The organism is Sutterella sp. KLE1602 (genome assembly GCF_001578585.1).
Classification (GTDB): Bacteria; Pseudomonadota; Gammaproteobacteria; order Burkholderiales; family Burkholderiaceae_F; genus Sutterella; species Sutterella wadsworthensis_A.
Genome location: NZ_KQ968543.1, coordinates 1 through 9,473, shown reverse-complemented (window position 1 = coordinate 9,473; position 9,473 = coordinate 1). Strand labels below are relative to the sequence as shown.

The following is a 9,473-nucleotide window of genomic DNA, read 5'->3' as shown; positions in this document are numbered from 1 at the left end:
GCATGGGAAGTAATCCCATGCCTCCTATCCGATTCCGCGGCGTACAAAATGAAAAAGGCCGGTTTCGTCGAAAACCGGCCTTTTCGTTCCCCCTTTTTCGGAGCGGCGCCTTACTGCCGCTGACGCAGGCGCCCCTGACAGGAGCCGCGTCTGACCGAAAAGACGACGAACCGCTTAGAGTCGGTCCGTCGATAGGGGTGAACTATACACAAGTTTTAGCGACTTGTCGAGCAAAGTTTACAAATTGTCGGCAATTCAAGACCCGTGATGCGAAGAGCCTGGGGTTTTCTGAGAATGGTGCGGGCAAAGCCCATGTGTTGCAGGAGAAAATCATTTGTCGACCCTTCGGGCGAAGGATCGCGTCGACTGCCGCTCTTTTGTGTCGCGGAGGCCGCGCGGGCCTGCGGGAGTTGGCGGCCTGTACAATGAGCGCAAGAGCTCGTGACATCAACGACGGGCGTCATGGAGAAGAAGAGATAGCATGCAGACGATGTCGGAAGAGAAGACGGCCTCCGAGGGTCATGCAGAGGGAGAGGCCGGAACGAGGAGTGCGGAGCTTGTGAAGCGGGCTCGGCGGCAGCACGGCATCGAGGCCGTGCGCACGATCATCCGCTTTGCGATGGACCGCATGCGCGAGACTCAGCTTCAGGAGGTGGCGTCCTCGATGACGCTCACGACGCTCCTTTCGCTCGTTCCGCTCATCGCGGTCGCGATGTCGGCCTTTGCGCTCTTCCCGAGCTTCGCGGACTCGCGCCACGCGCTTGAGGAGGCGATCATCTCGGGCGTGCTGCCGCAGCAGTACACGGAGACGATCGTCACGTATCTGCGCAACTTCACGGACCACGCCTCGGGACTCGGCATCTTCGGTCTGGCGGGTCTGGCCGTGACGGCGCTTCTCCTGATTGACAAGTTCTTCGTGACGGTCAACCGCATCTATCAGGTGCGCCGCATGCGCCCCTGGGGACAGAGGGCGCTGCTCTACTGGGCGCTCATCACGCTCGGGCCCCTGGTGATCGCCTTCTCGCTCACCGTCTCGACGCAGGCGATCCGCTCCGCCTCGGAGGGCGTTGACGCGACGTCGGTCGAGTGGGGCATGGCCGTTCTGCAGTTTGCGATCCAGGTCGCCTCCTACACCTTCCTCTACAAGTTCGTGCCCAACTGCCACGTGCAGCTTTCGCACGCGGCCGTGGGCGGCGTCTCCGCTTCCTTCGCGGGACTCGCCGTGCGCGAGGCCTTCGGGCACTACGTCTCGGCGGGCACGCTCACGTCGATCTACGGCGCGTTCGTGGCCTTCCCCGTGCTCCTGCTCTGGTTCTACGTCTCCTGGCTCATCGTCTTCGGCGGCGCAGCCATCACGGCGACGATCCCGCTTCTCACTTCGGGGCGCTTCGCCGACAGCTACAAGCGCGGCAATGACTTCCTTACGGGCGTCGCGCTCCTGAAGACGCTCTGGCGCCATCGCCGCGAGGGCGAGACCTCGGTGGGCATCACGACGCTCGCCGACGAGGTCGACAGCTACCCGCAGGCCGCCCGCCGCATTCTGCTCAGGCTCGCCGAAAAGGGTTACTGCGTCGAGATCATGAGCGAGAAGCCCAAGAGTCACAGCGACTGGGCGCTTCTGTGCGATCCGTCCGCCAAGAGCCTCAGGGACGCCTGCACGGCGCTTCTCGTCGACGGCACCAACCATCTCACGAGTCCCAAGCGCGCCTCGTCGTCCCGAGATGAAGGGATGCTCTTTGACTGGTACCGCGGCTTCATGTCCGCCGAAATGCTCGCGAAGCCCCTAGACGAGGTCTTCACCATCGACGAGGAGCCGCAGGACGTTCAGGCGGAACAGGCCGCCCGTCCCGCCTGACGGGGACCTGCAGGCAGACTGCCCTCATGGGCGGCTCGTCGTCGGTGCGGGCGGCGCCGGCATGGTTGCCGCCGCGACGGCCGTCGACAACGGCGCGACCGTGATCGTCCTTGAGAAGATGGCCATGCTCGGCGGCAACACCGCCCGCTCCGAAGGCAACATGTCCGCCATGGACCCCGAACCCGAAAAGCTTCTGCCGATGACGCGGGCCGTGCGCGACATCATCGCCAAGTACACGAACCCGAAGCCGAGCTTCAGAAGACGGTTCTCAAGTAGCTCGCAGAGCGGCAAGAAGTACATCTTCGACTCTCCCGAGCTCTTTGCGCTTCAGACGATCGTGGGCGGCAACTGCAAGAACGACGCCAAGCTCGTTCTCACGATGACCCGCAACGCCACGGCCGCCATGAAGTGGCTTGACGTCCAGTCCGACATGGCGTGGTTCCACGTGCCGCGCAGCTGGGTCGATGTCGGCATCGGCGGCCTTTATCCGCGCGGGCAGTGGCCGTGTCAGGCCGACGGCAAGACGCCGATCTCCACGTACGACGCCTACATCCGTCCGCTCGCCGCCAAGGTCGAGGCCGCAGGCAACCCGATCTACAAGAACATGAAGGTCGTGAGCGTCGAGCGTGACGCCTCCGGCCGCGTCACGGGCGTGAAGGCCCTCGACCGCAAGGGCGTCGAGCGCGTCTTCTCTGGCCGCAGCGTGGTCCTCGCCGCAGGCGGCTACGGCGCCAACCTGCAGATGGTCAAGAAGTACAACGACATCTCCGTCACCGTGACCTCGAACTCTCCGGGCACCACCGGCGAAGTGCTTGAGGAAGCCGTCGCCGCAGGCGCCGGTCTCACGGGCATGGAGTGGATCCAGATCCATCCGCACGGCAATCCGAAGAACGGCGAGCTTGAGTCCGCCATCGCCGCCCGTCCGTCCGACACGCCGTACGTCAACCGCGACGGCCTGCGCTTCGTCGACGAAACGGGTCGCCGCGACGAGATCTCTTACGGCATCCTGAAGCAGCCCGGTCAGGTCGCCTTCTCGATCTACGACCAGCGCACGATCGAGGAGAAGAAGGTCGAGGAGAAGAAGATCGAGTCCGCCATCGCCCACGGCTATGCCTTCAAGGCCGACACGCTTGAAGACCTCGCCCGCCAGGCCGGCATCGACTGGAAGAACTTCGAGAAGACCATGAAGGCCTACAACGAGGCCTCCGTGTCCCAGAACACGAAGTCTCTTCCCGTGCCGAAGATCCTCATCGGCAATCCGGTCGTGAAGGCGCCGTTCTACGCCGTGCCGATCACGACGACCATCCACCACACGATGGGCGGTCTTCGCATCAACGAGAAGACCCAGATCCTCGACAAGAACGGCAACGTGATCCCGGGCCTCTACGCCGCATGTGAGATCACGGGCGGCATCCACGGCGGCAACCGCCTCGGTCGCAACGCCCTGACCGACCTTCTGGTCTTCGGCCACATCGCCGGCCAGGAAGTCGCCCAAAAACAGTAAGGCCGATTGAGAGCCGTGCCGTCCGTTCCTCGCGGGCGGCACAACAAAAGAAGAAAAGGGCGCCCGCAGCGCGAAAACGCTGCAGGCGCCCTTCTTCTTTTGGCTGTTCTCCGCGCAGCTGTCCGCGGGGGCGGGCTTGCAGAGGATCTTCAGCCTCAGGCCTTTGCGGGGCGGGCCGAGGCGAGGATCGCGGCGATCTGGGCGGGCGTGATGTTCTTGTGCTCGCCGAGCTTCCAGTTGCGTTCCTCGAAGCGGCGGACGATCTCGCGTTCGACGTCTTCACCGACGCCTGCCTCGTCAAGGCGGGTCGGCAGACCGAGGGAGGCGAAGAAGGCCTCGAGCCTCACGATGGTTTCGAGGGCGCGCTCGCGGTTGGTGCCGTAATGCACGTCGAAGACGCGTTCGCCCATCTGCACGAGCTTGGCTTCCTTCGTGTCGATGAGGACGCGAAGGAGAGCGGGGAAGACGATGGCGAGCGTGGCGCCGTGGGCCATGCCCGTGAGGGCGGTGATTTCGTGGCCGATGGCGTGGGTGGCCCAGTCCTGATTCACGCCCATGCAGATCATGTCGTTGAGGCCGAGCGTAGCCGTGAGCATGTAGTCGGCGAGCACGTCGTAGTCGGGTTCGGGCGTACGCAGCGCGGGCGCGATGTCGACGAGCGTGAGAAGGAGCCCTTCGGCCCAGCGGTCCATCGGACGGGACTGGCCGGGTTCGGTCATGTACTGCTCGAGCACGTGCGCGGTGATGTCGGCGAGGGACGCGGCGACCTGGGCGGCGCCGAGCGAGCGGCAGCACTCGGGGTCGAGAATCGAGAAGCGCGGATTTTCAGGCGCGACGAAGGCAAGCTTCTCCTTCGTCTCAAGGCGGGAGATGACGCTGTTGGCGTTCATTTCGGAGCCCGTGGCCGGGAGCGTCATGACGCTCGCGTAGGGAATGCAGCGGGCGGGACGGCGGGAGAGGACGATGTCCCAGGCGTCGCGCGTTTCGCCCTCGGTGAGGGCGCAGGCAACGAGCTTGGAACCGTCGAGCACGGAGCCGCCGCCCACGGCGAGGATGAAGCCCGCCTTCTGTTCGCGGCCGAATTCGATGCACTTCCTGAGGGTTTCGACCTTGGGGTTGGCCTCGATGCCCCAGAATTCGACGTGGTCGATGCCGGCGAGCGCGGCCTTGACTTGGTCGTAGACGCCGTTGCGCTTCACGGAGCCGCCGCCGAAGGTGACGAGGACGCGCACGCCCTCGGGGATGTGGCGGGTGAGGGAGGCGATTTCGCCGCGGCCGAAAATGAGTCGGGTCGGATTGTAATACTCGAAGTTCTGCATGAGGGAGCCTTGAAAAAAGTGGTTTTGCTGACAGTATACGGAGCCGGGCCGCGGGTGGAAAGGCGCGTTTTCGCTCAATGCAGAAGGGGGAGGTCCGCGATGCGGGCCTCCCCCTTGGGTTCGTGTCGATTCGTCGGGGACGAAGGATCCGTTACTGGACCTTGGCGTTCTTGACGAGTTCGCCGAAGTGCTGGTTGACGCGCTGGTTCGTGAGCGCGTTGACGAGCGCGGGCTTCTGAGCCTCGAAGGTCGGGAAGAGCTGGGCCGGACGCTTGGCGTCAAGTTTCACGACGTGGAAGCCGAACTGCGTGCGCACGGGTTCCTTGCTGACCGTGCCTTCCTTCATGCCGGCGAAGGCGTTGCCGAAGGTCGGAACGAAGGAGCGGGGAACGACCCAGCCGAGCTGGCCGCCGCGATCCTTGTTGCCGCGGTCTTCGGAGAATTCCTTGGCGAGCTTGTCGAAGTCGGCGCCCTTGTTGAGGCGGCTGATGATGTTCTTGGCCTGGTCTTCGGTCTTGACGAGGATGTGGCGGACCTGGTATTCGGTCGGGCCGTAGGCGGCCTTTTCAGCCTCGTAGGCCTTGCGGACGTCTTCGTCCTTGACCGGGTTTTTCTTGGCCCAGTCGCGCAGGACGGCGTTGATGAGGACCTGGTTGCGGGCGGCTTCGATGGCCTGCTTGACGTCGGAGTTGCGGTCAAGCTTGGCCTTCTTGGCTTCCTGAAGCAGGACGGTCTGCTGCGTGAGGACGTTCTTCACCTGGCGCTCAAGTTCGGCGCCTGCGGGCTGGCCCTGAGCGACGGCGCTGTCGTAGAGTGCCTTCTGCTGGGCAACGCTGACGGTTTCACCGTTGACCTTGAAGGCCTGAAGTTCAGCGTTGGCCGCGCCGGCGGCCATCATGGCAGCCATGCCGAGAACCAAAAGTTTCTTTTCCATTTCTTTCTTCCTTTACTGCCGCAGGTGTTCGGCGCTTCCCGGCACCGTACGCCGCTATCAGGTTGTTAGTCATTGCACCCGAAATTATAAGGGGTTCGGGCGTCATGCAGGTCAATTCTGCCTAGTGACGGCGTGTTTGGTCATGAACACGCCGATGCCAATTGTAAAGACTAGTGTCAGGCCCATCAGGCCGAAGAGCTTGAAGTTGACCCAGGTGTCGGTCGAACAGAGGTAGGCGACGAGGAGGTTGACGACGCCCATGGCCGCGAAGAAGCCGATCCACATGTTCTGGAGCGTCCCCCAGGCGTGGCCGGGCATTTCGATCTCGGCCTTGGAGAGAAGCATGCGGATGAAGTTTCGGCCCGCGATGTTGCCGTAGACGAGGATGCCGCCGAAGATCCAGTAGAGGATCGTGGGCTTCCACTTGATGAACATCTCGTTGCGAAGATAGAGCGTGAGGCTGCCGAAGACGACGATGACGGCGAGGCTGATCCAGAGCATCGGCTCGACCTTGCGGCCGCGCAGCATGAGCCAGCCCACCTGCAGGAAGGTGGCGGCGATGGCGACGACGGTGGCGATGAAGACCGGAGCGGTCATGGCGGTGAGGCCCTCGCCCATGAAGCGCTCGGCAAGCGCGATGGCGGCGTCGGGCTGGCCCTCGGCGATCTTGAAGGCCGCGAAGAAGAGGATGACGGGGAAGAGATCGAAGAGAAGTTTCATCGTAAGGAGGTTCATGTGGAGCGGAATCCTGAAATTTTAGCGAAATTGGCAGTTGATGTTTCAGGGGGAGGCCCTGGGGCCGAAGGCTTGGTAACATTTCGAACATTGTTCAGGTGCTTCGAAACGTTTTCGTCACCTGGGACAGGTATCGTTGTGCAGTCGGGGGCTCCCGGCCGTCAGGGGACGGTTTGTGACGCGCTCCCGCAACACGATATGAACAACGGACTTTCGTTATGCAATTTGCAAGAAAAATAGTGCTGCTTTCCGCCGTCGTGATGATGGGCGCCGCAGGAGGCGCGGCAGCCAAGGAGAATGATTTGACGAACGCAACCAAACCCGTTTCCGTCGTGACCGTCGAGGGCATGACCGAGTACAGGCTCCCGAACGGCCTGCGCGTCGTGCTCTATCCCGACATGAGCAAGCCGACCGCCACGGTCAACATGACCTATCTCGTGGGCTCGCGTCACGAGAACTACGGCGAGACCGGCATGGCCCACCTTCTCGAACACCTGATGTTCAAGGGGTCGAAAAACTATCCAAATCCGACCGCCGAGTTCACGAAGCGCGGCTTCCGCATGAACGGCTCGACGTGGCTCGACCGCACGAACTACCACGTCTCCTTCACGGCCTCGGACGACAACATGAAGTGGGCGCTCGGCTGGCAGGCCGACGCCATGATCAACTCGTTCATCGCCCGCAAGGACCTCGACACCGAGATGACCGTCGTGCGCAACGAGTATGAAATGGGCGAGAACCGTCCGACGAGCGTGCTCCTCAAGCGCATGCAGTCCGTGCTCTTCGACTGGCACAGCTACGGCCGCAGCACGATCGGCGCCCGAAGCGACATCGAGAACGTCGAGATCGAGAACCTCCAGGCCTTCTACCGCCGCTACTACCAGCCCGACAACGCCGTGCTGACGGTTTCGGGCAGGTTCGACACGGACGAGGTGCTTGGCTGGATCGCCGAGCTCTTCGGCCCGATCGCCAAGCCCGAGCGCGTGCTTCCTAAGGAGTGGACGGTCGAGCCCGCCGCCGACGGCGAGCGCGAGTTCACGGTCCGCCGTCCCGGCGAGACGCAGATGCTCATGATCGGCTACCGCCTGCCCGCCGCCCTGCATCCCGACTGGGAGCCTGCGGCCATGGCCACGTCGATCCTTTCCGACGCCCCGACGGGGCGCCTCTACAAGGAGCTCGTCGAGACGGGCCTTGCCACGCAGGTCTTCGGCTGGACGATTCCGGGCGCCCAGCCCGGCTTCGTGGTCTTCGGCGCCCAGGTCAAGAAGGGCGAGGACCTCGGTCCGGTCCGCGCGAAGATGGTCGACGTGATCGAAAACTCCTTTGCCAGGACGCCCGTGACCGATCAGGAGCTTGAACGCCAGAAGGCCGAGCAGGCCACGATGTTCGAGCGCCAGATCAGCGATCCCGAAGCATTCGCCGTGGGCCTTTCCGACTACATCGCGCTCGGCGACTGGCGCGTGTTTTTCGCCGACCGCGATGCGATCGCGCAGGTGAAGACCGCCGAGGTCGACAAGGCCGCCGCCCGCTACTTCGTGCGCGACAACCGCGTCGTCGGCAGCTACATCCCGACGGACGAGCTCAAGCGCGCCGACATCACGGCCGCGCCCTCCGTCGACGAGTACCTCAAGGGCTTCAAGTTCCGTCAGGAAGGCCGCACGGCCGAAGCCTTCGACGTCGATCAGGACAACATCAACGCCCGCACGCAGTTCGTCGAGGCGGGCGGCGTGAAGATGGCGCTGCTGCCGAAGAAGACGCTCGGCGAGACCGTCGTCGTGCAGATGAGGTTCCTCAACGGCAACTTGAAGACGGGCGCCAACGCCGCCGTCTCGATGCTCTCGACCGCCATGCTCTCGCGCGGCACGTCCACGATGACGCGCGACGAGATCGACGACGCCTTCACGCAGCTGCGCATGGAGGGGTCGCCCTTTGCGTTCACGACCGACCGCGAGCATCTCTCGGCCGCCGTGGGCCTTGCGGGCAGCATCCTCACGGACGCCGCCTTCCCTGAAAAGGAATTCGAGACCCTGAAGCGCCAGACCCTCGTCGGCCTGCGCGCCAAGTCGGACGATCCGGGCACTAAGGCCCGCGACGCCCTCACGGAGCACTTCAACACCTATCCGAAGGGCGACGCCCGCCGCACGGAGACGAGCGCCGAGCTCATCGCTGAGGTCGAGGCCCTCACGCTTGACGACGTGCGCAACTACTGGCGCAACGTCTTCGGCACGGGTCGCGGCTACATCGCCGTCGTCGGCGACTTCGATCCCGAAGCGGTTGCGGGCGACCTGCGCCGCGCCGTCGTCGGCCGCAAGCTCTCCACCGTCGTCTACGAGCGTCCCGTGCACGAGTTCAAGCCCGTTGCATCGGCCCGCATCGTCATCGACACGCCTGAAAAGGAAAACGGCACGCTGATGGCCCGCGTCGACCTGCCGGCCAACGTGGCCGACGCCGATGCCGCGGCCCTCGTCACGGCCGACTGGATCCTCGGCGGCTCCACGGGTCTCTCGAACCGCATCGTGACCCGTCTGCGCCAGAAGGAGGGCCTCTCCTACGGCGCCGGCAGCGGCATCACGCTCCCGCGCTTCGGCAACCGCGGCCATTGGTCCGTCGGTGCGATCGTCGCTCCGCAGAACGTCAGGCAGGCTGAGGCCAGCCTGCGCGACGAGCTCGCCCGCGCCGTCAAGGACGGCATCACCGAGCAGGAGCTCGCCGAAGCCAAGCGCGGCCTGATCGAGTACCGTGCGGTGAACCGCGCCCAGGACGGCACGCTCGCGGGCAGCTGGATCAACTTCATGGAATCCGGCCGCGACTGGTCCTTCTCGAAGGACATGGAAGTCGCCATCGAGAAGCTCACGGTCAAGGACGTCAACGCCGCGATCCGCCGCATTGCGGATCCCTCGAAGATGACCTTCGTGCTCGCCGCCGACCTTGCGAAGGCCAGGGAAGCGGGCAAGGACTTCTCCAAGCAGTAATCTGCTGAAGCTCCCTGCCGGGCCAGACGGCATCAGGCGCCCCGCCGCTCCGACGCGAGCAGCGGGGCGCTGTCGTTTCTGAACGCCCCTCGCAGGCATAAAATGTCGGATTGTTCAGCTAAATCCGCCAGGAACCCTCGCCTCGGTGAGGCGG

Annotated in this window: 6 protein-coding genes; 3 read left to right on the top strand and 3 right to left on the bottom strand. The window is 64.1% G+C overall.

The genetic code is table 11. From position 1 onward, the window contains the following. The first annotated feature begins 481 nt into the window (after positions 1 to 481). Entirely contained in the window at positions 482 to 1,855 is a 1,374-nt protein-coding gene (locus HMPREF3036_RS06895; protein ID WP_062332892.1) for a YihY/virulence factor BrkB family protein, read from the top strand. Between the two features lie 7 nt (positions 1,856 to 1,862). Continuing rightward, entirely contained in the window at positions 1,863 to 3,359 is a 1,497-nt protein-coding gene (locus HMPREF3036_RS06890; RefSeq protein WP_255358809.1) for an FAD-dependent oxidoreductase, read from the top strand. Positions 3,360 to 3,514: 155 nt separating this feature from the next. Here the strand turns inward: HMPREF3036_RS06890 and HMPREF3036_RS06885 are convergent, their stop codons facing one another. The 3 genes from HMPREF3036_RS06885 to HMPREF3036_RS06875 all read right to left on the bottom strand — a co-directional run bounded on the left by HMPREF3036_RS06885 (position 3,515) and on the right by HMPREF3036_RS06875 (position 6,332). Then, positions 3,515 to 4,678: an iron-containing alcohol dehydrogenase gene (locus tag HMPREF3036_RS06885; RefSeq protein WP_062332889.1), complete on the bottom strand. Its 1,164-nt coding sequence runs from the start codon at positions 4,676 to 4,678 to the stop codon at positions 3,515 to 3,517. Positions 4,679 to 4,829: 151 nt separating this feature from the next. After that, positions 4,830 to 5,612 carry a peptidylprolyl isomerase gene (locus HMPREF3036_RS06880; protein ID WP_005436487.1) on the bottom strand — a complete coding sequence of 261 codons (783 nt, stop codon included), beginning with the start codon at positions 5,610 to 5,612 and terminating at the stop codon, positions 4,830 to 4,832. A 111-nt stretch (positions 5,613 to 5,723) separates the two neighbouring features. After that, positions 5,724 to 6,332: a septation protein A gene (locus HMPREF3036_RS06875; RefSeq protein WP_062332895.1), complete on the bottom strand. Its 609-nt coding sequence runs from the start codon at positions 6,330 to 6,332 to the stop codon at positions 5,724 to 5,726. 233 nt (positions 6,333 to 6,565) lie between these two features. Here HMPREF3036_RS06875 and HMPREF3036_RS06870 point away from each other — a divergent pair, with 233 nt between their 5' ends. Further along, entirely contained in the window at positions 6,566 to 9,319 is a 2,754-nt protein-coding gene (locus HMPREF3036_RS06870; protein ID WP_005436483.1) for a M16 family metallopeptidase, read from the top strand. Positions 9,320 to 9,473 lie beyond the last annotated feature (154 nt).